The organism is Streptomyces sp. NPDC059850 (assembly GCF_042731515.1).
In the GTDB taxonomy this organism is placed as follows: Bacteria; Actinomycetota; Actinomycetes; order Streptomycetales; family Streptomycetaceae; genus Streptomyces.
The window spans coordinates 60,546-84,515 of the sequence record NZ_JBHWJI010000026.1 but is presented as its reverse complement, the minus strand read 5'-3'; the positions used below and the strand labels follow the sequence as shown (position 1 = coordinate 84,515).

The 23,970-nt window shown below is 73.2% G+C and carries 20 protein-coding genes and 1 pseudogene; 8 read left to right on the top strand and 13 right to left on the bottom strand.

Features of this window, described 5'->3' with window-relative positions; translation table 11 throughout:
* Window positions 1–5: 5 nt before the first annotated feature.
* Both ACFV9T_RS22455 and ACFV9T_RS22450 read right to left on the bottom strand, forming a co-directional pair.
* Window positions 6–1,151, bottom strand: a complete 1,146-nt coding sequence (locus tag ACFV9T_RS22455; protein ID WP_385443058.1) for a Glu/Leu/Phe/Val dehydrogenase — start codon at window positions 1,149–1,151, stop codon at window positions 6–8.
* A gap of 132 nt (window positions 1,152–1,283) precedes the next feature.
* The gene (locus tag ACFV9T_RS22450; protein WP_385443056.1) at window positions 1,284–2,198 is read right to left on the bottom strand and encodes a LysR substrate-binding domain-containing protein; all 915 of its coding nucleotides are present in this window, start codon (window positions 2,196–2,198) and stop codon (window positions 1,284–1,286) included.
* 176 nt (window positions 2,199–2,374) lie between these two features.
* Here ACFV9T_RS22450 and ACFV9T_RS22445 point away from each other — a divergent pair, with 176 nt between their 5' ends.
* Genes ACFV9T_RS22445 through ACFV9T_RS22435 form a run of 3 tightly spaced genes read left to right on the top strand, consistent with a single transcriptional unit; the run spans window position 2,375 to window position 6,543 of the window.
* Window positions 2,375–3,559 carry an NAD(P)/FAD-dependent oxidoreductase gene (locus ACFV9T_RS22445; protein ID WP_385443053.1) on the top strand — a complete coding sequence of 395 codons (1,185 nt, stop codon included), beginning with the start codon at window positions 2,375–2,377 and terminating at the stop codon, window positions 3,557–3,559.
* A gap of 27 nt (window positions 3,560–3,586) precedes the next feature.
* Window positions 3,587–4,990, top strand: a complete 1,404-nt coding sequence (locus ACFV9T_RS22440; protein ID WP_385443050.1) for a 2-oxoadipate dioxygenase/decarboxylase family protein — start codon at window positions 3,587–3,589, stop codon at window positions 4,988–4,990.
* A gap of 23 nt (window positions 4,991–5,013) precedes the next feature.
* Window positions 5,014–6,543: an aldehyde dehydrogenase family protein gene (locus ACFV9T_RS22435; RefSeq protein ID WP_385443047.1), complete on the top strand. Its 1,530-nt coding sequence runs from the start codon at window positions 5,014–5,016 to the stop codon at window positions 6,541–6,543.
* Here the strand turns inward: ACFV9T_RS22435 and ACFV9T_RS22430 are convergent.
* The 3 genes from ACFV9T_RS22430 to ACFV9T_RS22420 are packed head-to-tail and all read right to left on the bottom strand — an operon-like array spanning window position 6,530 to window position 9,624.
* Window positions 6,530–8,866, bottom strand: coding sequence for a SpoIIE family protein phosphatase (locus ACFV9T_RS22430; RefSeq protein WP_385443044.1), 2,337 nt, complete (start codon window positions 8,864–8,866; stop codon window positions 6,530–6,532). The genes ACFV9T_RS22435 and ACFV9T_RS22430 overlap by 14 nt on opposite strands.
* Window positions 8,824–9,198, bottom strand: coding sequence for a hypothetical protein (locus ACFV9T_RS22425; RefSeq protein WP_385443043.1), 375 nt, complete (start codon window positions 9,196–9,198; stop codon window positions 8,824–8,826). Before ACFV9T_RS22425 ends, ACFV9T_RS22430 begins: the two co-directional genes overlap by 43 nt.
* 33 nt (window positions 9,199–9,231) lie before the next feature.
* Window positions 9,232–9,624 carry a VOC family protein gene (locus tag ACFV9T_RS22420; RefSeq protein WP_385443041.1) on the bottom strand — a complete coding sequence of 131 codons (393 nt, stop codon included), beginning with the start codon at window positions 9,622–9,624 and terminating at the stop codon, window positions 9,232–9,234.
* A gap of 92 nt (window positions 9,625–9,716) precedes the next feature.
* Between ACFV9T_RS22420 and ACFV9T_RS22415 the strand changes: the two genes are divergently transcribed.
* Window positions 9,717–10,787, top strand: a complete 1,071-nt coding sequence (locus ACFV9T_RS22415; RefSeq protein ID WP_385443039.1) for a helix-turn-helix transcriptional regulator — start codon at window positions 9,717–9,719, stop codon at window positions 10,785–10,787.
* Between the two features lie 166 nt (window positions 10,788–10,953).
* Here the strand turns inward: ACFV9T_RS22415 and ACFV9T_RS22410 are convergent, their stop codons facing one another.
* From ACFV9T_RS22410 to ACFV9T_RS22400, 3 genes are all read right to left on the bottom strand, one after another.
* A complete protein-coding gene (locus tag ACFV9T_RS22410; protein ID WP_385443037.1) occupies window positions 10,954–11,838 on the bottom strand; it encodes a fructosamine kinase family protein in 885 nt (294 codons plus the stop codon).
* Window positions 11,835–12,305, bottom strand: coding sequence for a low molecular weight protein-tyrosine-phosphatase (locus tag ACFV9T_RS22405; protein WP_385443036.1), 471 nt, complete (start codon window positions 12,303–12,305; stop codon window positions 11,835–11,837). Before ACFV9T_RS22405 ends, ACFV9T_RS22410 begins: the two co-directional genes overlap by 4 nt.
* A gap of 320 nt (window positions 12,306–12,625) precedes the next feature.
* Window positions 12,626–14,176: a carboxylesterase/lipase family protein gene (locus ACFV9T_RS22400; RefSeq protein ID WP_385443034.1), complete on the bottom strand. Its 1,551-nt coding sequence runs from the start codon at window positions 14,174–14,176 to the stop codon at window positions 12,626–12,628.
* Between the two features lie 153 nt (window positions 14,177–14,329).
* Between ACFV9T_RS22400 and ACFV9T_RS22395 the strand changes: the two genes are divergently transcribed.
* The gene (locus tag ACFV9T_RS22395; protein ID WP_385443032.1) at window positions 14,330–14,485 is read left to right on the top strand and encodes a DUF6131 family protein; all 156 of its coding nucleotides are present in this window, start codon (window positions 14,330–14,332) and stop codon (window positions 14,483–14,485) included.
* Window positions 14,486–14,501: 16 nt separating this feature from the next.
* Here the strand turns inward: ACFV9T_RS22395 and ACFV9T_RS22390 are convergent, their stop codons facing one another.
* Entirely contained in the window at window positions 14,502–15,356 is an 855-nt protein-coding gene (locus tag ACFV9T_RS22390; RefSeq protein ID WP_385443030.1) for a LysR family transcriptional regulator, read from the bottom strand.
* Between the two features lie 68 nt (window positions 15,357–15,424).
* On the opposite strand from ACFV9T_RS22390, the gene ACFV9T_RS22385 reads away from it, so the two are divergent.
* Both ACFV9T_RS22385 and ACFV9T_RS22380 read left to right on the top strand, forming a co-directional pair.
* Window positions 15,425–16,357 carry a DMT family transporter gene (locus tag ACFV9T_RS22385; RefSeq protein ID WP_385443028.1) on the top strand — a complete coding sequence of 311 codons (933 nt, stop codon included), beginning with the start codon at window positions 15,425–15,427 and terminating at the stop codon, window positions 16,355–16,357.
* Window positions 16,358–16,484: 127 nt separating this feature from the next.
* Complete coding sequence (locus tag ACFV9T_RS22380; RefSeq protein WP_385443025.1) at window positions 16,485–18,461, top strand: aconitate hydratase; 1,977 nt, start codon at window positions 16,485–16,487, stop codon at window positions 18,459–18,461.
* 167 nt (window positions 18,462–18,628) lie between these two features.
* On the opposite strand, the gene ACFV9T_RS22375 is transcribed toward ACFV9T_RS22380, so the two are convergent.
* The 4 genes and pseudogenes from ACFV9T_RS22375 to ACFV9T_RS22360 form a co-directional block, all read right to left on the bottom strand.
* Window positions 18,629–19,315, bottom strand: coding sequence for a GAF and ANTAR domain-containing protein (locus ACFV9T_RS22375; protein WP_385443023.1), 687 nt, complete (start codon window positions 19,313–19,315; stop codon window positions 18,629–18,631).
* Between the two features lie 42 nt (window positions 19,316–19,357).
* Window positions 19,358–19,951, bottom strand: a complete 594-nt coding sequence (locus ACFV9T_RS22370; RefSeq protein ID WP_385443122.1) for an aconitate hydratase — start codon at window positions 19,949–19,951, stop codon at window positions 19,358–19,360.
* Between the two features lie 468 nt (window positions 19,952–20,419).
* Window positions 20,420–21,648, bottom strand: a pseudogene (locus ACFV9T_RS22365) (aconitase family protein); the annotation flags it as partial.
* 301 nt (window positions 21,649–21,949) lie between these two features.
* Window positions 21,950–22,840, bottom strand: a complete 891-nt coding sequence (locus ACFV9T_RS22360) for an FCD domain-containing protein (RefSeq protein ID WP_385443020.1) — start codon at window positions 22,838–22,840, stop codon at window positions 21,950–21,952.
* Between the two features lie 153 nt (window positions 22,841–22,993).
* Here ACFV9T_RS22360 and ACFV9T_RS22355 point away from each other — a divergent pair, with 153 nt between their 5' ends.
* A complete protein-coding gene (locus ACFV9T_RS22355; RefSeq protein WP_385443018.1) occupies window positions 22,994–23,920 on the top strand; it encodes an SDR family oxidoreductase in 927 nt (308 codons plus the stop codon).
* Window positions 23,921–23,970 lie beyond the last annotated feature (50 nt).

The window sequence follows — 23,970 nt, the reverse complement described above, 5'->3', positions numbered from 1 at the left end:
GGGGCTCAGCCGGGCAGCCGTCCCTTGCTGCGCATGGCCGCGCGGACCCGCTCCTCGGCCAGCCCGCGCCCGGCCGTGTGCGGGGTGGTGCCACGCCGCTCGGCTTCGTCTAGGACGGTGACGGCGTTCGCGCGCAGCCGGGTGGAGATCGTCTCGAAGATGGTGGCGGTCTCGGGCCGGAAGCCGGAGTAGCGGGCGTCCATGGCGAACGCGGCGGCCACCACACCGCCCGCGTTGGCCACGAAGTCGGGCAGCACGGTGACACCCCGCCCGGCAAGGATCTCCTGGGCCGCCGGGGACGTGGGCAGATTGGCACCCTCGACCACCAGCCCCGCCTTGATCAGGTGGGCCGTCCGGTCGTCGATGACGTCCTGCAGGGCGGCGGGGACCAGGATGTCGCAGTCGACGGTGAGTTCCTGCCCGGGGCTGAGCACCTCGCCCTGGGAGTGCCGCCCGACGAAGTCGTCGCCGTGCTCCTCGCGGGCGGCCAGCAGGGCGCGTACGTCCAGCCCACCCGGGTCGTGCAGCGCCCCGCGCGCCGTGGACACGGCCACGACGGTGGCGTCCAGTTCGGCGAAGCGCCGCGCCGCCGCGGCGCCCACCGCGCCGAACCCCTGGATGGCCACCCGGCAGCCGGACAGGGACAGCCCGCGCCGCCGCGCGGCGGCGTCAGCGGCCTCGGCCACGCCGTAGCCCGTGACCCCGAGCTTGTCGTAGGCCACGCCGCCCAGGTGTTCCGGGGTGCCGACGGCGGCGCCACGGTCGCCCAACTCGTCCTGGATGATGGCCGCGTCGCTCTCCGTCAGCCCCATGTCCAGCCCCATCACATACTCGCGGGGCACCTCGTTGGACAGCGCGCGGGCGAACGCGCGCAGGACCGCCTCCTTGTCGCGGGACGCGGGGTCGGCGGCGATGCCCGCCTTGGCGCCACCGTAGAAGAGGTCGACACCGGCCCACTTCCACGTCATGACCCGGGCCAGCCGGGCGACTTCCCCAACCGTCACCGTGGGGCTCATCCGGGTACCGCCCTTGCCGATGCCCCGGGAGGTGTTGTCGATGACCAGCACGCCCTTCATGCCGGTGCGCCGGTGGGAGACGACGACGATCTTCTCGGGGCCCCAGTCGTCGACGAGCGAGAGTGCGTCAGCCACGTCTGTCCGTCCTTCTCCGTAGATCGGTCCACCTCACGATGTGGCCGCTGACCCCGCCCCACAAGGGTCGGCAGGACGACAGAAATGACGCCGGGGGACAAGAAACGCTTACGCTCCCTGGGTTCCGGTGGACTACGCCGCCCCGCCCAGCCCCGTCCGCACCACGGCGCGCAGAACGTCGACGAGGGCCACCACCGAGGGACGGCGCTCCGCGGCGCAGCGGAACACCACGACGATGTGCCGCTCGACCGGCTCGCGCAGCCGCACCACATCGAAGTGCGAGGGCCGGAGCCGGAGCATCAGATCCGTCACCGTGCTCACCCCCACCCCCGCCTCGACCAGCGCCAGCGTCGCCGCCGTGTCCGTCACCTCGTGCAGCACCTCGGGCTCGACGCCCGCCCGGCGGCAGGCGGTGCGCACGGCGCGCCCGTAATAGCTCTCGGCGGACGGCAGGATCCACCCGAGCCCCCGGGTCCGCGCCAGCGAAACGCTCTCCCGGCGGCCCATCGAACCGGTCGGCACCGCCAGCGAGAACCGCTCCCGGTGCAGCCGCGTCACCCGCAGGGCCGGATCGCGCGGGATCGGCACGTCCGGGTAGTCGAGGCCGAGCGCCAGATCCACGGCCCCGGAGGCCACCGCGTCGTACACCTCGTCCACGTCCATGTCCCGGCTGTGCACCGTCAGCCCCGGATGGTCCTCGCGCGCCGTGCGCAGCGCCGGGGGCAGTAGCTCGGCGGCGGCCGTGGTGAACAGGCCCACCAGCAGCGTGCCCGAGGCGTCGTTGCGGGTGCGCTCCAGCGCCTCGACGGCCTCGGCCTCCGTGGACAGGATCCGCTCCGCGTGCCGGGCCAGCGTCATCCCCGCGTCGGTCAGCTCCACCCTGCGTCCGGTGCGCCGCAGCAGCTCCATGCCGGTGGCCTTCTCCAGCGCCGCGATCTGCTGCGAGACCCCGCCGGGGGTGTACCCCAGCGACTCGGCCACCGCCGTGATGGTGCCGCGCCGGGTCAGTTCGACGAGGGAACGCAGCTGGGCACTCGTCCAATCCATATAGCGACCCTAATAGATCACGAGCAATAACTGTTCATGGACGTCAACGGTCGGGGTGCTGCACGATGACCGGCAGATAGCTGATCGGCATCGTCCTGCACTGCGACAGCCGCGCCGCGCCCGGGACCGGAGACCCGTCCGGCCCCCGGCGCCCGCCTCAGGAAGGGATCGGCCACGTGTCCTCCTCGTCCTCCTCGCCCTCCTTCCGCACCGTTCCGCCCGCCGCCGACGTCGTGATCATCGGCGGCGGGGTGATGGGTACCAGCACCGCCTTCCACCTGGCCGAGGCCGGGGTGGAGAACATCGTCGTCGTCGAGCGCGGACACCTGGGCTGCGGCAGCTCGGGCAAGCCCATCGGCGGTGTGCGGGCCCAGTTCTCCGACCCGCTCAACATCCAGCTGGGCAGCCGGAGTCTCCGTGCCTACCAGGACTTCCCGCACCGTCCCGGCGCCGACATCCGGCTCGACAGCGTCGGCTACCTCTTCCTGCTCACCAGCGACCAGCAGGCCGCGGACTTCGAGGCCTGCGTCAGGACCCAGAACGGCCTCGGCGTGCCCAGCCGCATGATCGGCCCGCAGGAGGCACGCGCGCTGTGCCCCTACGTCAGCACCGACGGGCTCGTGGCCGCCGTCCACTCGCCCACCGACGGCCACGCCCGCCCCGCGCTGGTCATCGAGGGCTACGCGCGCGCCGCCTCCCGTTCCGGCGTGTGCATCGCCACCCACACCGCCGTCACCGCCATCGACACCGCGGGCGACCGGATCACCACCGTGCACACCGACCAGGGGCCGATCTCCTGCGCCACCGTCATCTGTACCGCGGGCGCCTGGTCGGCGCGGATCGGGGACATGCTGGACGTCAGCCTCCCGGTGCGCCCGGTGCGCCGTCAGGTGGCCTTCACCGCCCCGCTCACCCCGCCCGCCCCGCGCATCCCCTTCACCATCGACTTCTCGTCCACGGCCTACTTCCACAACAGCGACGACGGGCTGCTGTTCGGCCTCGCCGACCCCGGCCAGGCCGATGGCTACGACACCACCTGGACCCCGGACTGGCTGGAGCTGTTCCGCGCCGCCGCACGGCGACAGGCCCCGGCCCTGGCCGATATGGAGACGGTCGGCGGCTGGGCCGGGCTCTACGAGATCACCCCGGACCACAACGCCCTGATCGGCCGCTCCAGTGAGGTGAGCAACTTCTTTTACGCGACCGGGTTCTCGGGGCATGGCTTCCTCCAGGCCCCGGCGGTCGGCGAGATCGTCCGAGACCTGTATCTGGACCGCACACCGTTCGTCGACGTCACGCCGTTCAGCGCCGACCGCTTCACCATCGGGGCGACGGCGCGCCCCGAAGCCCACGTCGTGTGAACGGCCAACCGAAAGGCAGCACTCTCCATGACCAGCCGGACACATCGCCAGTGGCAGCTGCGCGCCGCGTTCGCCGCCCGGCTCTCGGACATGTACGGGCGGGAGGTCCCCGCCTACACCACCCTCGTGGACGTCTCCCGCGAGGTCAACGACGATGTGCTGCGCACCCGGGGCGCCGACGCCGAACGGCTGGGCTCCATCAGCCGCGTCACCGCCGAGCGGCACGGCGCCATCCGGGTCGGCACCCCACGGGAGATGAACCAGGTCGCGCGCGTCTTCGGCGCCCTCGGCATGCGTCCGACCGGCTTCTACGACCTGCGCGAGGCCGCCGCCAGCGCGGTGCCCGTCATCTCCACCGCCTTCCGCCCCACCGACGGCGAGGAGCTGGCGCGCAACCCGTTCCGCGTCTTCACCTCCATGCTCACCCCCGCCGATCCGCGCTTCTTCGACGACGATCTGCGCGCCCGGCTGGAAACCTTCCTCGCCGGACGCGAGCTGTTCCCGCCGGAGCTGCTGGCCCTCGCCGACCGGGCCGAAGCCGAGGGCGAACTGCCCGAGGCGGAGGCGACACGCTTCCTCCAGCTCGCCGTGCAGGCCTTCGAGCTGTCGACCGAGCCGATCGACCAGGGCTGGTACGCGACCCTGGAGCGGGTCTCCGCCGTCGCCGCGGACATCGGCGGTGTCCGCAGCACCCACATCAACCACCTCACCCCGCGCGTCCTGGACATCGACGAGCTGTACCGGCGCATGACCGAGCGCGGCATCGAAATGATCGACGCGATCCAGGGCCCGCCGCGCTGGGACGGCCCCGATCTGCTGCTGCGCCAGACCTCCTTCCGCGCCCTCGCCGAACCCCGCGCCATGCGCGCCGCCGACGGCAGCGTGGCCGAGGGGTCGTTGCGGGTGCGGTTCGGCGAGGTCGAGGCGCGCGGCATCGCCCTCACCCGTGAGGGCCGCGCCCTCTACGACCACCTGCTGACCCGGATCGACCAGGAGGTGGCCGCCCGACCCGACGCGGACCGAGGCGACATCGCCCACGCGCTGTGGGCGGACCACGTCCCCGCCACCGAACGGCAGCTCGCGGACCGGAAACTGGGCTACTTCACCTACCACGTGGTGCCCGACCGGCCACGGGACGGCAGCCGCCCGCCCGCCGACCTCGGCGAGCTGGTGGCCGGGGGCTGGCTGCGCGCCGAACCCATCGTCTACGAGGACTTCCTGCCCCGCTCCGCGGCGGGCATCTTCCAGTCCAACCTGACCAGCGAGGGCGCGCGCAACAACGACCACGCGGGCACCGCCTACGACAGCGCGTGGCTGTCCGGCGCCATCGGACGCGACGTCCTCGACCCCTTCGCCCTCTACGAGCGGCAGCGAGACGACTCCATCGCCCGGGCCGCCGAAACGCTCCAACTCGACGGCGTGCTCAGCTGAAACAACTTCCCGAGGGAGCATCCATGACCAGCACCGCCCTTCCCACCACCGACGACCTGCGCGCCCGGGCCCGCACCGCCCTGGAGCGCGTCGGCGCGCATGTCCCCGAGGGCAGCGGCCTCACCGCGCGCACCCCGATCACCGGTGACGACCTCTTCGGCCTGGCCGCCGCGACCCCGGCCGACGCCGAGGACGCCATCGCCGCCTCCCGTGCGGCCTTCCTCACCTGGCGCACCACCCCCGCCCCCCGGCGCGGTGAACTCGTGCGCCGCCTGGGCGAGTTGCTGCGCGACCACCACGGCGACCTGGCCGACCTCATCACCATCGAGGCGGGCAAGATCCGCTCCGAGGCGCTGGGCGAGGTCCAGGAAATGATCGACATCTGTGACTTCGCCGTCGGCCTCTCCCGCCAGCTCTACGGACGCACCATCGCCTCCGAGCGCCCCGGCCACCGGCTCGCCGAAACCTGGCACCCGCTCGGCGTGGTCGGGGTCATCTCCGCGTTCAACTTCCCCGCCGCCGTCTGGTCCTGGAACACCGCCGTCGCCCTGGCCTGCGGCGACACCGTGATCTGGAAGCCCTCCGACCTCACCCCGCTGATCTCCCTGGCCTGCGACCGGCTCCTCGCCCGGGCCGCCGAGGACGTCGGCGCGCCCCGCGATGTCCACCGGCTGCTGCTCGGCGACCGCGCCATCGGCGAGAAGCTCGTGGACGACCCCCGGGTGGCCCTCGTCAGCGCCACCGGGTCCACCCGCATGGGCCGCGAGGTCGGCCCCCGCGTCGCCGCCCGCTTCGGCCGCAGCCTGCTCGAACTCGGCGGCAACAACGCCGCCATCGTCGCCCCCTCCGCCGACCTCGACCTCGCCGTCCAGGGCATCGTGTTCGCCGCGGCCGGAACCGCCGGGCAGCGCTGTACGACGCTGCGCCGCCTCATCGTCCACCGGGACATCGCCGACACCCTCATCGCCCGGCTGACCGCCGCCTACACCAAGCTCCCCATAGGCAACCCCTTCGACGAGGACACCCTCGTCGGCCCGCTCATCTCCACGGGCGCCCTCGACACGATGCGGGACGCCCTCACCCGCGTCCAGGCCGAGGGCGGCACGATCGTGGCGGGCGGCAACCGCCGCCTGGCCGAGGCGCTTCCGCGGGCCGCGTACGCCGAACCCGTCATCGTCCGGGTGGACGAGCAGAGCGAGGTCGTACGGGAGGAGACCTTCGCGCCGATCCTGTACGTACTGACCTACGACACCCTGGAGGAGGCCATCGCCCTGCACAACGACGTACCGCAGGGCCTGTCGTCCAGCATCTTCACCCGCGACCAGCGGGAAGCCGAACTCTTCCTCTCCGCCGAAGGCTCCGACTGCGGCATCGCCAACGTCAACATCGGCACCTCCGGCGCCGAGATCGGCGGCGCCTTCGGCGGCGAGAAGGAAACCGGCGGCGGCCGCGAGTCCGGCTCCGACTCGTGGCGCGCGTACATGCGACCGGCCACCAACACCATCAACTACTCCAGCCAGCTGGCCCTGGCCCAGAACGTCAGCTTCCTGTGATGTTCTCAAGAGGCTGCTCCGTCCAGATGCACTTTCCCTGGGCGGTGTAGCGGGCGCCCCACCGATGGGCGAGGGCGGCGACCAGCTGCAGTCCGCGGCCGCCCTCGTCCAGGTCGCCCGCCCGCCGGATCCTCGGTGTGGCCGGGCTGCCGTCGGACACTTCGCAGATCATGGCCCGGCTGCGCAGCAGGCGCAGCCCGATGGGGCCTTCGGCATGGCGCACGACATTGCCCACCAGCTCGCTGACCAGCAGCTCGGTAGTGGTGGTGAGTTCGTCAAGATGCCATGCGCCGAGCTGGCCGCGCACATGGGCGCGCGCCTGTCCGGCCGCCCGGGGGTCCTCGGGCAGCGACCACGTGGCGATGTCCTCGGCGGGGAGGGGCCTCAGCCGCGCGATGAGCAGCGCCGCGTCGTCGTCGGTGTGCTCGCCGGGTGGCAGCAGAGTGGCCATGAGGGTGTCGCACAGCCGGTCGGGATCGGCGGTGTCGCCGTCCGGTGTGCGGCGCACCGCGCTGGTGAGGTCGCGGGCGAGGTCGGGGAAGAACACCGAGCCGTCGGCGCGGACCACGGCGGGCGGCGGATGTCCGGCACGCGCGATGGCGCAGAGGTGGCGGGTGGGGTCGTATTCGGCGTACAGGCAGGTGGCGTAGAAGTCGTCGCCGAGCCCGCTGACGAGGTCGTTGAGGTGGAAGAGGAGTTCCCCCGGCGGGAGTTCGAGGTCGGCGAGGGTACGGACGGCCGTGCGCAGCCGCCCCATGGTGGCGGCCTCGGACAGGCCGTGGCCCATCACGTCGCCGATGACGAGCGCCACCCGGCCCCCGGACAGCGGGATGAGGTCGTACCAGTCGCCGCCCACTTCCGCGCTCGCGCTGGCGGGCAGATAGCGCGCCGCCGCGGTGGCGGCGGGCACTTCGGGCAGGCTGCGGGGGAGCAGCCCGCGCTGCAGCTCCTGGGCGTGCTGGTGCTCGGCGTCGTACAGGCGGGCCCGCGCCAGGGCCTGGGCGGCCAGCCCGCCGAGCGCCGTGAGCAGGGTGCGCTCCTCGCCGGTGAGGATCCGCGGATGGTCGAACGAGACGGAGCAGTAGCCGATGGCGTCCCCGGAGACGATCAGCGGGAGGAACGCCCAGGCCTGCTTGCCGGAGGCCGTGGGCAGATGGGCCAGTTCGGGGTAGCGCTGGACGAACTCCTGCGACGAGGAGACGAAGGTGGGGACGGCCGAACGGAGCGCCACCGTCAGCGGGTTCTCACGGGGATGCCCCGGGTCCGCCAGGAGCGCGATGAAGTCTTCGGAGTAGCCCCGGGAGCCCGCCGTGACCAGGCTGGTGCCGTCGACCAGCTGGACCAGCAGCCCGACGGCGCCGAAGAGCGGCAGCACTCGGTCGGCCAGGGCGTCGACGACGTCGTCCACGGTGGCCGCCGCGGCCAGGGTCCCGGCCAGCTCCTCCAGCCGGGTGGCGCGGTCGCCCCCGGTGTGGGCGCTGCCCCGCTCCTGGGTGGCGTCGGCGAAGTGGAGGGTCACGCCGCCGTCCACGGGGACCAGCCGTATCCGGTAGAGGTGGCCGGTGGCGGGCCACCGGGCGTCGAAGCTGAACGGCCGCCCGTCGGCCATGGCCTGTCGGTACGCCGCCTCCAGGCCGAGGGCCCGCAGCGCCGGGACCGACTGCCAGGGCACGGTGCCGACCGGCGGCGCGGCGGGTGCGAGGAGGTGTTCGGCCTGCTCGTCGATCCGGGTGACGCGCCCGGTGGCGTCGAGGGTGAGGAATCCGCCCTCGTAGTGGTCCGGCGGCGGCCAGGCGGGGTTCTCCGGCGCGTCCTGGAGGCTTCCCGTCATGCGATACGGAGTGCCGTCGTCCCCCGAGGGCAGATGACCCCGGGCCTCGACCCGGAGGTACCGTCCGTCCGGCTGGCGCACCCGGTAGACGGCGCCGTAGGTGCCCCGGGTGCGGATCGCCTCCTCGGCGGTGGCGAGCACCTGGGGCAGATCCTGGGGGTGGACGCGGTCCATCCACTCCTCGATGCGAGCGGAGGCGGGGAGGGAACCGGCGCCGAGGATCGCCAGCGCGGTCTCGTCCCACTGGATCGTTCCGGCGGTGAAGTCCCAGGCCCAGGTGCCGACGCCGGTCCCGCTCCGGGACCGGCGGAGGTCGGAGCGGGTGGGCCAGGTCCAGCCGGGCGGGCCGCCTTGCGGCAGCGCCGGTTCGTGCAGCCGCTCCGAGACCCATCCGGCCACGGCGGTGAGCAGGGCCCGGTCCGCCGGTCCCGGCCCGTCGCGCGCGGCCGTCAGGACGGACAGCGCGCCCTGCGGTCCGCGCGCGGCGGGCATGGGGACGGAGGCCAGCCCGGTGCCGACCGGAATTCCCCGGCCCCGGTGCCGCCGGTCAGGGGCGTCCAAGCGAAGGTGTTGTCCCGTACGGCGAGGGCGGGCGCGACCGGCTCATCGCCCCCGACGCGTTTCCACGCCTCGGCCAGGGCCTCGGAGAGCCCGCAGCGGGTCGCCAGATACAGCTGTCCGCTGCCCCCGCCGCCCAGATGCACCATGCCGCCGAGCCCGCCCACCCCGGCCACCGCCTGATCGAGACCGATCCGCAGCGCCTCCGGCGCGCCGACGTCCTCGCCCGCGGCCATGAGCATGCCGATCCGGGGGTCCCTCTTCATCGCGTCACCTGTTCCCACATGCTCTTATCCACCCTATCCGGGCATATGGGGCGCGGCCGGGGTGAAGAAGTTGACGAGGTTGCCGTCCGGGTCGCGGAAGAGGAGCGAGCGGTTGCCCCAGGGCATCGTGGTGGGCTCCTTGACGACGTCCCGCACGAAGCCGGTGCCGGTCAGGTTCCGGTACACGCTGTCCACGTCGTCCACCCGGAACTCCAGGATGACGCTGCGGTTGTCGGCCGGGTGGGACGAGCCGGGCGCGAACATCGGGACGGTGCGGGTGCTGCCGATCGCCAGGGTGGCCGAGCCGATGCTCAGCTCGGCGAAGTCCTCGGTGGCCCAGCGCGCCCGCACTCCGGTGGCGCGTTCGTAGAAGCCGACGAGGCGGGCGATGTCGCCGGTGATGACGCGGATCGAGACGAAGTCCATGGGTGTTTCTCCTGGTCGGTCGGTGCTTCGGACCGCACGCTACGGCTAATACCGGGCAGAACCTGCCCGGTATCTACGGGAGACTTGTCGGTATGCCCCGACCGATCGCCCGAGTGCTCACCCTGCTGGAACTTCTGCAGTCGGGCGGCCTGCGCACCGTCGCCGAACTCGCCGACCGGCTCGGCGTGGACGAACGCACGGTGCGGCGGTACGCCGACCACCTCATCGACCTCGACGTACCCGTCGAGTCGGTGCGCGGCCGCTACGGCGGCTACCGGCTCGCCCCTGGTTTCCGCATGCCCCCGCTGATGCTGACCGACGACGAAGCGCTCGCCGTGCTGCTCGGCCTGGCCGCCGGGCGGCGCAGCGGCCTGACGACGGCCCCGGGCGCGGCTACGGCGGCCACGGACACGGCGGGCGAGACCGCGGCGGCCAAGATCCGGCGGGTGCTGCCCGACCGGCTCCGCCACCGACTCGACGCCGTGCTCGACTCCCTCGCCTTCACGGCCCCGCCCGGCGCGTCCGCCGCCCCGCAGACCCCGGTCCTGCTGGCGATCGCCGACGCGGTGCGCCACCACCGGCCGGTCCGTATCCGCTACACCGCCGCCGACGGCCGGTCCGGCGAGCGCACCCTGCACCCGTACGGGCTCGTCGCCCACGCGGGCAAGTGGTACGTGACCGGCGTGGATGCCGGGATCGGCGAGGACCGGACGTTCCGGCTGGACCGCGTCGCCGATGCGCGCACCCTGCCCGGTTCGTTCGAGCCGCCCGCCGGACTCGACCCGGCGCGGCGCGTCCTGGAAGGGCTCGCCACCGCGCCGTACCGGCATGAGGTGACGCTGCGGATCCAGGGGACGGCCGAGCAGATCCACACCCGGCTGCCCGCGAGTGTCGCGCTCGTGACCGAAGCCCCGGCGGCCGGGGAGTGGTCGCGTGTCGAACTGCGCGTGGAACGGCTCGACTGGCTGCCCGGCGTGCTCGCGTCGCTGGACCTGCCGTTCGTCATCGAGCGCCCCGACGAGCTGCGCGCCCTCGTCGCGGCGCTCGCCGACCGGCTCACGCGGGCCGCTCAGGCGTCTTTCGGATCAGGCCGAATCAGCTCGCGGCGTCAGGGGGCACCTCCCAGCGGTAGCTGGGGGCGCGGGGGCACCGCCCAGCGGTAGCTGGGGGAGGCGCGGAGTGCGACGGGCGCGGGGCCGCGAGGTGCCGTGCCCGTCGCGCCAGCGGCTGATGTCCCCGTCCGTCGCGGCAGCGGCTGATGTCCCCGTCGCGCCAGCGGCTGATGTCACGGTGGCGTCGGGAGCCCGGCATGATCCGGACGACGCCCCCCTACCCCGCCAGGGCGGTGCGGGCCGCCGCGAGGGCCTGCTCGGCGTAGCCGCGTCCGAACAGCACCGCGTGCACCAGCAGCGGGAAGAGCTGGTGCAGCCCGACGCGGTCCGCCCAGCCCTCGGCGAGCGGTGACGCCTCCTGGTAGCCCGCCAGCACCCGGTCCAGATGCGGGCAGCCGAACAGGTGCAGCATTGCCAGGTCCGTCTCCCGGTGGCCGCCGTGCGCGGCCGGGTCGATCAGCCAGGCCTGCCCGTCCGCGCCCCACAGCACATTGCCGTTCCACAGGTCGCCGTGCAGCCGGGCGGGCGGCTCGGCGGGGCCCGCCAGCTCGGGCAGCCGCTCGCAGGCCCGCTCGATCGTGGCCGCCTCGGCCGCGTGCACCGTTCCGTCGTCGACCGCGCGGCGCAGGTAGGGCAGCACCCGGTGGTCTGCGTACCAGCCCGGCCAGTCGCCGCCGGTGACGTTGCGCATCGGGGCGAGCCCGATGTACGCGTCCTCGGGGCCGTCCGGCGGCGGGGCGCCGAACGCGGGCGCGCCGGACGCGTGCAGGGCGGCCAGGGCGCGGCCGAACCGCACCGCCGTCTCCGCGCTCGCCCGGCCGGACGGGACCCGGTCGGACACCAGCCAGCGCGGATCGTGGCCGTGCACCACCGGGACGTTGACCGTGCCGGTGTCGGCCAGCCAGCGCAGCCCGGCCGCCTCGGCCGCCACCGCGCCGGGGTCGTCCCCGCGCTTGACCATCACCACCTGCCCGCCGTCGAGGGTGACTTCGGCGAGCGCCCCGGACAGCGCGCGCTCGCCGGTCACCGGGAGGCCGGTGAGCCGCGCCGCCGCCGTGCCCGGTCCTTCGCCGGTTCCGGCCGGGTCCGGACGGGCGGTCATGCGTCGGCGTCGGCGCGCTCGCGCGCCCAGGCGAGCAGGCCGGGTGTCGCGGCTTCGATCATGTCCAGCACCTCGTCGAATCCCTCCGGACCGCCGTAGTACGGATCGGGCACGTCCAGGTCGCCGGTCGCGTCCGGGTCGAAGGACCGCAGCATCCGGACCCGGGACGGATCGTCGACGAGCTGGCGCAGCGCCCGCTCGTGGCCGCTGTCCATGGCCAGGAAGAGATCGGCGTCCAGATGCTCGGCACCGACCTGGGCCGCGACGTGCTCGACCGGATAGCCGCGCTGGTCCAGCACCTCACCGGCCCGTTCGTCGACGGGTTCGCCGACGTGCCAGGGGCCGATCCCGGCGCTGGTGACCCGTACCGCGCCGTCGAGGCCCGCGCGGCGCAGCTGCTCGGCGAAGACCAGGGCGGCGGAGGGTGAACGGCAGATGTTCCCGCTACAGACAAAGCAGATGTGCACGCCCACCAGCGTAGGGCCGCCCTGCCCGGTGCGGGGGGACGGGGCCGCGTGCACGCCCGGCGCCGCGCCTCACCGGGGTGTCCCCGGGGCTTTCGTGCGCGGGTGCGGCCCGGTGGCCGGGTTGTGCCCACCCGTTCCGCCAGGGGGCACCTCCCAGCGGTAGCTGGGGGAGGAACGATTGCCCACAACCAGGGAGCCAACCCGGCGGTCGGCGCGGCCCCGGCGCCTCCCGGTCCGCCGCGCCGAGCCGCGAGCCCGCGCGTCGTCGACCAACTGCCGCGCCGCGACGGGGGTGGCCAACGTTCAGCGCGCCGAGGGCGTCAGCTGAGCAGGGGCAGGGTCGGGAAGGTGTGGTCCTGCCAGAGGACGCGGGAGACCTCCTCCGGGTAGGCGGTGACCTCGGGCGCCGCGTCGAAGACCTGGGTCAGCCGCCGACCCGGGTCGTACGCGGGCCAGCCCGGGTCGCCCGTCGCGGCGAACGCGGTCCACGCCGCGCGGAAGCGGGACGACAGTGCCTCCGCCTCCGGTGAGGGCCCGGAAGCGTCGAACAGCAGCATGCCGAGGTCGGCGTCGAAGGTGCCGAACAGCAGCGGGACGTCCAGGCCGTGGCAGGCGCCCAGGGCGCCGCCGCCTCCCGGGGCGGGCCAGGTCAGCTCGTACATATGGGCGCGGCCGCCCCCGGCCACCTGGGCCTCGGCCAGCCGGAGCGAGGGCATGTGGAACAGCCAGTCGGACTGGACGCGTTCGTGGAGTTCGGCGGGGGAGGCGTCCGGGAAGGCGGCGCGGTAGGCCCGTTCGCCGTCCGGTCCCGGCCCGAACGTGCGCAGGGCCGCCGCCGCTTCCTCCTCGCCCGCCTCGCCGAGCCGTCCGCTGAGGGCGAGGAACAGCCGGTATTCGTCCCGGTTGTGCCCGGCGATCAGCTCCACGTCGCGCGCCGCACCGGCCGCCAGCGCCTGCCACGGGGTGGTCGGCAGCACCTCGCCGTCGACGACGGGGGAGAAGGGGGTCTGGGTGTGGACGACCTTCCCCCACGTCTCCTCGTACTGGCGCATCTTGGGGCCCAGCGCCTCGCCCGCGGAGGTCAGCCGTCGCGGGTCGACCGTGGCCAGGTCGGCGGCGGTCGGGCGCAGGCCCGCCTCGGTGGCGAGCGCGCCCGCGATGTCCCGGGCCAGCTCGCCGGAGAAGAACGTGCCCGGCACGCTCTGCGCGATGGCGCGCCGGAACAGGCCCGCCGCGCTCGGCATCGCCAGCAGCGAGGCGACCGACCCGGCTCCGGCCGACTCGCCGAACACGGTGACCCGGCCGGGGTCGCCGCCGAACGCCGCGATGTTCTCCCGCACCCACTCCAGGGCCGCGACCTGGTCGAGCAGACCGCGGTTGGCGGGCGCCCCGTCGAGGTGGGCGAAGCCCTCGATGCCGACGCGGTAGTTGAGGGTGACCACGACGAGGCCGCCGTCGCGGGCGATGCGCCGGGCGTCGTAGCCGGGGCTGCCGGAGTGGCCGAGCTTGTAGGCGCCGCCGTAGATCCACACCATCACCGGGCGGCGCGCGGCCGGGTCAGGCTCGGGGGTCCAGACGTTGACCGTCAGCCAGTCGTCGCCCGTGGGCGCCTCCAGTACGCCGGTGCGGCCCATGAACCCCGACTCCTGCGGGGGCGGCGGCCCGAAGGTGAACGCGTCCCGCGTCCCCTCCCAGGCGCGTACGGGGCGCGGCGCCTGGAACCGCGCCTCCCCGACCGGCGGCTCGGCGAACGGGATGCCGCGGAAGATGGCCAGACCGTCCTCCCGGCGGCCGCGCACCGCACCGGCGGCGGCGCGCACCACGGGCTCGGCGGACCCGGCCGCCGCCTCACGGGACTCGGCTGTCGTCATCGATGACTCCTCACGGCTCCTGGGCGAACACGTCGGTAGCCACGATGCCCGAGCCGCGCGCGGATGCCCCCGGCGGGGGTGCGACGCGTTGGCGCGGCAGCCGGAAGAGGCGGATAGTTGAGGTGGAGCAATCCCGAGAGATCGGAGGACGCCATGATTGTCCTCGGGGTCATTCTCCTCATCATCGGCCTGCTGACCGGTATCGCCGTCCTGTGGACGATCGGCATCGTCCTTCTCGTCATCGGGGCGGTCCTGTGGGCCCTGGGCACCGCGGGTCACGCGGTCGCCGGACGCAGGCACTTCTACTGACGGACGGACCGGCTGCTCACCCCGCCCGGTAGAGCGCGGTGAGCAGCTCGATCACCGCCTGTCCGGCGGGATGCGGATCGTCCCGCCACCAGCCCAGCCGTACCGCGATCGGCTCGGCATCGCGCACCGGCCGGTACACGATGCCGGGCCGCGGATATTGGTGCGCGGTCGACTCGGCCGTCATTCCCACGTAGTGGCCCGTGGAGATCAGGTTCAGCCAGTCGTCGACGTCATGCGTCTCCTCGGTGGCCGGGCGGGCGCCGGGCGGCCACAGCTCGGGCGTGGTGGTGCCGGTCCGCCGGTCGACCAGCAGCGTGCGGTCGCCGATGTCGGCGAGCCTGATGGAGCGGCGCCGCGCCAGCGGATCGTCCGCCGCCATCGCGCACAGCCGCCGCTCAAGACCCACGATGGCCGAGTCGAAGCGGTGGTCCTCCAGCGGCTTGCGCAGTACGGCCAGGTCACAGGCCCCCTCCGCCAGACCGGCCGTGGCCGTGTTGACCCGTACGAGGTGCAGCCGGGTCTCCGGACGCGCGGCCGCCCAGCGGCGCTGGAAGGCGGGGGTGTGGCTGCCCAGCGCCGACCAGGCGTAGCCGATCCGCAGCCGGGTGTGGCCCGACGTGGCCTCCCGCACCAGATCGTCCACCTCCCCGAGCACCCGCCGGGCCTGCGCCACCACCCGCAGCCCGGTGCCGGTCGGGGTCACCGTCCGGGACGTACGCCGCAACAGCCGCACCCCGAGGGCGCGTTCGAGCGAGGCCAGCGTGCGGGACACGGCCGCCTGGGACACCCCGAGCGCGATCGCGGCATCGGTGAAGGTGCCCTCGTCCACGATCGCGACGAGACAGCGCAACTGCCGCAGCTCCACATCCATAACCACAGCGTATAGGTGCGTTGTGGAACGCATTTTGCGCAAGGGTCGCCCGGCTCCACGATCGGGGCATGGACGCAGCCCACGCCCCCGCTTCCGCCCCCTCCCCGGCCCCCGCGCACCGGATCGCTACGTCACCCACGAGCCCGGACCTCCCGGACGAGAACCCGGCCGGGCGGCCGCTGGCCGGGGTGCTCACCATGGCCGGGAGCGGTCTGTCCAACCAGACCGGGGCCGCGATCGGCTCCCTCGCCTTCCCCGTCCTCGGCGCCACCGGCGTCGTCGCGGTACGCCAGTACGTCGCCGCCATCGTCCTGCTGGCCGTCGGCCGCCCCCAACTGCGCTCCTTCACCAAGCGGCAGTGGTGGCCGGTGCTGCTGCTGGCCCTGGTCTTCGGCGCCATGAACCTGTCCCTCTACAGCGCCATCGACCGCATCGGCCTCGGGCTGGCGGTGACCCTGGAATTCCTCGGCCCGCTCACCATCGCCCTGTCCGCCTCCCGCCGCCGCACGGACGCGTGCTGTGCGCTGGTCGCCCTGGCGGGCGTGATCACCCTGATGCGCCCGCAGCCCTCCACCGACTATCTGGGCCTCGGCCTCGGGCTGCTGGCCGCCGCCTGCTGGGCGTCGTACATCCTGCTCAACCGCACCGTCGGCCGCCGCGTCCCCGGACTCCAGGGGTCGGCGGCGGCCGCCGCGCTCTCCGCCCTGCTGTTCCTGCCCGTCGGCATCGTCATCGCGGTGCAGCACCCGCCGACGCCGGGGGCGGCCGGTTACGCCATCGCCGCCGGTGTCCTCTCCTCCGCCGTGCCCTACCTCGCCGACCTGCTGACCCTGCGCCGCGTCCCCGCCCAGACCTTCGGGCTCTTCATGAGCGTCAACCCGGTCCTCGCCGCGGTCGTCGGATGGATCATCCTCGGCCAGAGCCTGGGGTGGACCGAGTGGGCGAGCATCGGCGCCATCGTCGCCGCCAACGCGCTCAGCATCCTCACCTCACGCGCCTGACGCATGGCCCCGTGACCCCGTACGGGTGACGGTGCCGCCGCGCGGCCGTCATAGCCGCCGCTGAGGGGAACCCGCATGGTGGCGCCCGGACGTCCCGGCCGCGCCGCACCGGGAAGGCGGTACCGCTATGGGTCCCCCTCGTGGCCGCGCACACGGCACCGTGACACAGCGGCTGATCGGCGACCACCTCGTCTCCGGCCGCATGGAGCCGGGGGAGGAGATCGCGCTGCGCGTGGACCAGACGCTCACCCAGGACGCCACCGGCACCCTGGTGATGCAGGAGCTGGAGGCGCTGGCGCTGGACCGGGTCGTCACGCAGGTCAGCGTGCAGTACGTCGACCACAACATCCTCCAGGCCGACGAGCGCAACGCCGAGGACCACCTCTTCCTGCGCTCGGCCGCCCGCCGCTTCGGCCTGTGGTTCTCGGGGCCCGGCAACGGGGTCTCCCACCCGACCCATATGCAGCACTTCGGCGCCCCCGGCAGAACACTCGCCGGATCCGACTCCCACACCTGCGCGGGCGGCTCGCTCGGCATGCTGGCGATCGGCACCGGCGGCCTGGAAGTCGCCCTCGCCATGGCCGGACGGCCGCTCCACCTCACCATGCCGAGGATCTGGGGCATCCGGCTGACCGGGGAACTGCCGCCGTGGGTGAGCGCCAAGGACGTGATCCTGGAGATGCTGCGCCGCCATGGTGTGCAGGGCGGTGTCCACCGCGTGCTGGAGTACCACGGGCCAGGGCTCGCCTCCCTCACCGCCATGGACCGGCACGTCATCGCGAACATGGGCGCGGAACTCGGCGCCACCACCACCGTCTTCCCCTCCGACGACGCGGTGCGCGGCTTCCTCGACGGGGTCGGGCGCGGCGCGGACTTCACCGGGATCGTCGCCGACGAGGACGCCACGTACGACCTCGACGAGGAGATCGACCTGTCGTCCCTGCAGCCGCTGATCGCACGGCCCACCTCGCCGGGCAACGTGGTGCCGGTCCGGGAGGCCGCCGGGGAGCCCATCGGACAGGCGGTCATCGGCTCCTCCGCCAACCCCGGGTTCCGCGACTTCGCCGTACCGGCGGCCATGGTCGCGGGGCGGCGGACGGCGCCCGGTGTGAGCTTCGACGTCAACCCCACGTCCCGCGAGATCCTGCAGGACCTGACGCGGTCGGGCGCCACGTTCGACCTGATCGCCGCCGGTGGCCGGATCCACCAGGCGGGCTGTCTCGGCTGCATCGGCATGGGGCAGGCGCCCGCGGCGGGGCGCAATTCGCTGCGTACCTTCCCGCGCAACTTCCCCGGCCGTTCCGGCACCGAGGACGACGCGGTGTGGCTGTGCTCGCCGGAGACCGCCGCGGCGTCCGCGCTGACCGGCGTCATCACGGATCCGCGCGACTGGGCCGACCGCCTGTCGGCGGATCCTCCCGCGCCACCCGCACCCGAGCCGCCGTCGGTCAACGACGCCATGCTGGAGCCACCGCTGCCACCGGACGAGGCCCACCGCGTCCGGCTGGTGCGCGGCCCCAACATCTCCGCGCTGCCCGACCTCGACCCGCTGCCGGACACCCTCGAAGGGCCGGTCCTGCTCAAGGCCGGTGACGACGTCTCGACGGACGAGATCTCCCCGGCCGGGGCGAAGGCCCTGCCCTACCGGTCCAACATCCCGAAGCTGGCCGAGTTCACCCTCACCCGGCTGGACCCCGACTACCCGCGCCGCGCCGCGTCGGTGCGGGACGCCACCGGACACTTCATCGTGGCCGGTGCGAACTACGGGCAGGGCTCGTCCCGCGAACACGCCGCCATCACCCCGCGCTACCTCGGGCTGCGAGCGGTCATCGCCATCTCGTACGCCCGCATCCACTGGCAGAACCTCGCCAACTTCGGTGTCCTGCCGCTCGAATTCGACGACCCCGGCGACTACGAGCGCGTCCAGGCCGACGACCGGCTCTCTCTGTCCGGTCTGCACGAGGCCCTGACCCGGACGGACGACCGGACCCTCCGCGTACGCGACACCACCCGGGACGAGGAGTACCTGCTGCGCCACCGGCTCTCGCCCCGGCAGTGCGAGGCGGTCCTCGCGGGCGGCGTCATCCCGGCCCTCGCCCGCTGAGCCCTCGCCCGCTGAGCCCTTGTCCGCTGAGAGGCATGCATACGGGTTGGGGCGCCGGGTACCCGCGCCCCACGCTGTCAGTGAGTCCCCCGGGGGAACGCGATGGCCAGGCTCTTCCGGTCCAGAATGCGGGCCGGTGGAGCCGCATTGCGGCGGCACGGCGGCCCTCAGCCGTCGATGCCGCCGCTCTCACAGACCTGCCGGGCGATGTCCCGCAGCTTGATGTTGCGCTCCTGGGACACCCGCCGCAGCACGTTGAAGGCGTCGTCCTCACTGACCTTGAGGCGTTCCATCAGGATGCCCATGGCCTCGCCGATGGTGTGCCGGGTGGAGAGCGCCTGCTGGAGCTGGTCGGCCGTACGGGCGCTGGAGAACGCGACCGCGGCGTGCGAGGCCAGCAGCCAGCCCGCCGTCTCGCTGCCCTTGGTGAAGACGCCCGTACGCCGTGCATACAGGTTCAGCGAACCGAGTTCCTCTTCCCTGGTGTAGAGCAGGAACCCCATCATGCTCCCGATGCCCAGGTCACGGGCGCGGCGCCCGAACTCGGGCCACTTCTCCTGCGGCTCGGCGAGGTCCCTGATCCGGTAGACGGGCTCACTGTGGAGAGCGGCGTCGAAGCACGGGCCCTCACCGGTGTGCTCCTGCAGCTGATCGGAGCGGACCACCAGCCCTTCGGTCGGGGCCAGGGTTTCCACGCGCTGACCGTGGAGGAGCAGGATCCCCGCCGCGTCGCACCCCTCGACGTTCTCCACGGCGCCCGCGGTGATCCGCTCCAGCGTCGCGTCCACCGAGTCCTGCGCCAGCAGGTCCCGCGCCATCCCGGCCATCTGCTCCGCGAAGCTCTCCCAGTCCATGCCCACCGTCTCTCTTCGACGCCATCTCGCCCCGCAGGGCCATCATGGTCCCTGAAGGGAGCGGCGGACCACGTAGGGCAGGATGCCGCCGTGGCGCAGGTAGCCGAGTTCCTGCCGGGAGTGGATCCGCAGCCGCAGCTCCGCCGTGGCGGGGCTGTCGCCGTGGAGGTGGAGGACCACCCGGTTGGTGCCGACGCTCAGTTGGCCGAGCCCTTCGAAGGACAGTTCCTCCGCTCCGGTGAACGCGTGGGCCGACGCGCTGTCGCCCTCGGGGAACTCCAGGGGCAGGACGCCCATGCCGATCAGGTTGCTGCGGTGGATGCGCTCGTACGACTCGGCCACCACCGCCCGGACGCCGAGCAGGGCCTGCGCCTTGGCGGCCCAGTCGCGGCTGGAACCGGCGCCGTAGTTGCGGCCCGCGACGACGACCAGGTCGTAGCCCGCGTCGCGGTAGGTGGGCGCGGCCTCGTGCACCGGCAGGACCCGGGTGCGGTCGGCCGTATGGGTGTGGGCGCCGGGTCCCTTCCGGGTTCCGGGCAGCAGATTGGCCACCGCCGGGTTGGTGAAGGCGCCGCGCAGCATCACCTCGTGGTTGCTGCGGCGGGTGGAGTACTGGTTGAGGTCGCGGCGGGCCACTTGGCGCTCGGTCAGCCAGTGGCCCGCCGCGCTGTCGGCGGGGATCCGGCCCGCGGGGGAGATGTGGTCGGTGGTGACGTCGTCGCCGAGGTGCAGCAGCACCTTCGCCCGGCCCAGGGCGACGCGGTCCGGGGCCGTGGCCGACAGTCCGGTCAGCTGCGGCGGGCGGCGGACGTACGTCGACTCGGCGCTCCAGGGGAAGCGGGTGCTGCCCGGGGCCTCGATGCCGCGCCACGCCTCGGTGCCGTGGTGGAGACGGGCGGCGTTCGCCCGGAACAGCTCGGGGCGGACGTGCTCGGCGATGCGGGCGCTCACCTCCTCGTCCGTCGGCCACAGGTCCCGGAGGTGGACGGGGCGGCCGTCCGGGGTGGTGCCCAGGGGGTCGTGGCCGAAGTCGTGCAGGATCGAACCGGCCAGGGCGTAGGCCACGACCAGGGGCGGGGAGGCCAGATAGGACAGCGGGGTGCGGGGGTTGACCCGCCCGGCGAAGTTGCGGTTGCCGGACAGGACGGCGACGGGCTCGACCGCGCCCCGCTCGGCGAGGTCTTCCATCGCCGGGTGCAGCGGGCCCGAGTTGCCGATGCAGGTCATGCAGCCGAAGCCGACGATGTGGAAGCCGGTCTTCTCCAGGGCGGGCAGCAGCCCGGCCGCCCGCAGATACTCCTCGACCACCCGCGAACGGGGGGAGAGGGACGTCTTCACCCAGGGCTTGGCACTCAGCCCGGCCTCGGCGGCCCGCTCGGCGAGCAGCCCCGCCTGCACCATGAGCGCCGGGTTGGCGGTGTTGGTGCAGCTGGTGATCGACGCGATGGCCACCGGATCCTCGGGAAGCGGCTCGCCGAAGGTGTCCCCGGTGTCCACCGCCGTGGCAGTCGCCGCCGCGCGGTACGAGGCGGGTACCCGCGACAGCGACAGCCGCTGGTGGGGGAGGTTCGGCCCGGCCATGCTCGGCTCCACCGCGCCGAGGTCGAGGTCGATGACATCGTCGTAGCGCGGTTCCGGCCGGTCCTCGGTGCGCTTGAGGCCCTGGGCGGCGAGGTAGGCGTCGACGAGCCGGACGTGTGCCTCGTCGTGGTGCCGGTGCCGCAGAATTCCACGAAGCTGTCCACCACGCCCTCGGCGCGCAACCGCTCGGTGAGGGTGAGGGCGAGGTCGGTGGCGCCGATGCCCGGCCGCAGCCGCCCGGTCAGCCGCACGCCCACCACCGTCGGGTACGGGATGGTGACCGGCTCGCCCAGCATGGCCGCCTGGCCCTCCAGCCCGCCGACCCCCCAGCCGACGACGCCCAGAGCGTTGATCATCGGGGTGTGGCTGTCGGTCGCGACGAGCACGTCCGGGTACAGCCACGGCGGGTCCTCGCCGGGGGCGTCCTGCTGCCAGACGACCCGGGCCAGCGCCTCCATGTTGACCTGGTGGATGATGCCGGTCCCGGGCGGGACGACCCGGAAGTTCCGCACGCTGCGCTCGGCCCACTTGACGAACTCGTAGCGCTCCCGGTTGCGGCGGAAGTCGATCAGCAGATTGCGCTCGACGGCGTCGGGGTGGCCGTACTCCTCGACGATGACGGAGTGGTCCACGGTGAGGTCGACCGGGATGGCGGGCTGCAGCAGCTCCGCCTCGCCGCCCAGTTCCGCCACGCTGTCCCGCATGGCCGCGAAGTCGGCGAGGGCGGGCAGGCACGTGGTGTCGTGCAGCATGATCCGGTTCGGATGCACCGGCACCTCGCAGGCCCCGCCCCCGGACCGGGCCCGGCCGACCACATCCGCCAGCGCACCGAGAGCGCGCCGCGCGACGTTCTCCAGCAGGACGCGCACCGCGTACGGGAGGGTGCCCAGCTCCGCGCGCGGCAGAAGGCGGTCCAGGGGCAGGTAGCGGTACGGGCGGCCGTCCACGGTGAGCACGGCGGTGCGGTCAGCGTTCATGGTCCCACGATATTGTCTTAAGCGGCGCATTGATACAATAGTGCTCGCACTCGGTTGCCTCAGGAGTGCTGCGGGACTACGCCTCCGGGCCGATCCCGGTCTTGAGGGACCGGACCTTGTCCAGATGGCCCTGGAGGAACGCCGACGCCTCCTCGATGCCGCCGCCTTCCACCAGGTCCAGCAGGCGCAGATGCTCGCGGGCCTGGTGGGTCAGCCGGGAGCGGTCGACCTGGTGGCGGTACTCGATCAGACGGCGCAGCCGGTTCTGCCGCCGTACGGCGTCCAGCAGGAACTGATTCCCCGAACAGCCCACCAGCATCTCGTGGAACGAGGCGTTGACCTGGAACAGCTCGGCCCGGGGCAGCAGCAGGATGTCACCGCGCAGCAGCGCCTCCTGCTGCCGCCGGTGCTGTGCGAACGCCTCGGTGTCCACGGCGAAGCCGGGCTCCAGCAGCGCCGCGGGCTCGATGATCATCCGAAAGCGGTAACTCTGGTCGTGCGCCTCGACGGTGGTGAGGACGTGCTGGAACTCCCAGCCCCGCCCGCCCGCTCTGCGGCGCACCAGGTCCTCGCCGTCCATCCGGGTCAGTACCCGGTCGGCCTGGCGCGGCGTCAGATGGTAGCGGCGGCTGATGTCGGCGGCGGTGAACGAGCCGGTGAAGCGGCCGCCGACGTAGTCGTCGGCGATCTGGAAGTACGCCTCCTGCTCGATGTCGGTGTCCTCGGACAGATCGCGCCGGGTCAGCGTGGCCGCGCCACGGGCCAGGAAGAAGCCGCGGTTCGGGACCCGGGTGAGGATGCCGACCTCGGTGAGGAAGACCATGGCCTTGCGGACGGGGGTGCGCGAGACCTCCAGCGCGTCCGCCGCCCACTGCTCGGTGATGTGGGCCCCTTCGTCGAGGCCGCTGTGGCGCATCAGGTCCACCAGGCGGGTGGCGATCGAGGTGGTCAGATTCGGCCGCGACATCAGCCCCTGCGTTCTTCGCGTGGTGGACGAGGACACTTCATCCTAAGAGGCCCGGTTCACGGGGCCCGCCGAGTGCGGTGGAGCACGGCGAATTGTTCCAACCTGCGGTGTGATGCAATAGTGGCATGTTCGTCGCCATGCGACACTCATCGCGTGAGCTGGTCACCGGATCACGAGGCGCTGCGCGGACGGGTCGCCGTCGTCGCGGGGGCGACCCGTGGCGCCGGGCGCGGCATCGCCACCGCGCTGGGCGAGGCCGGTGCGACCGTCATCTGTACGGGACGCAGCAGCGTCACGGGCTCGGGCCAGTCGGACTACGACCGGCCCGAGACGATCGAGGAGACCGCCGACCTCGTCACCCGCCTCGGCGGCACCGGAATCGCCATCCAGACCGACCATCTCGACTCCGCGCAGGTCCGGCGCCTGGCGCGGCGCATCCGCCACGAGCACGGCGGCATCGACGTGCTCGTCAACGACATCTGGGGCGCCGAACGCCTCAAGGGCGGGCCCGCCGACTGGAACACCCCGATCTGGGACCACGACCTCGACGCCGGTCTGCGCATCCTCCGGCTCGGCCTCGACACCCACCTGATCACCTCGCACCATCTGCTGCCGCTCCTCATCGGGAGGCCGAGCGGTCTGCTCGTCGAGGTGACGGACGGCACCGCCGAGTACAACGCCGGGCGCTACCGGATCTCGGTCTTCTACGACCTGGTGAAGACCGCCGTGAACCGGCTGGCCTTCTCCCAGGGCCATGAGCTGGCCCCCTACGGAGCGACGGCCGTGGCCATCACACCCGGCTGGCTGCGCTCGGAAATGATGCTCGACAACTACGGCGTCCGCGAGGAGAGCTGGCGCGACGCGCTGCTCGCGGACCGGGGCGAGGGCCGCCCGACCGCGCCCGAGAGCTTCGCGTCCTCCGAGTCGCCCCGCTACGTCGGCCGCGCCATCGCCGCGCTGGCCGCCGACCCCGGCCGGGCCCGGTGGAACCAGCGGTCCGTCAGCTCCGCCCAGCTCGCCGCGGAGTACGGATTCACCGACACCGACGGCTCCCGGCCGGACATCTGGAGCGCGGGCTGACGCCGCTCCCCGCGCCTGAACCCTATTGATATCTCCCACGTCTCAATAGG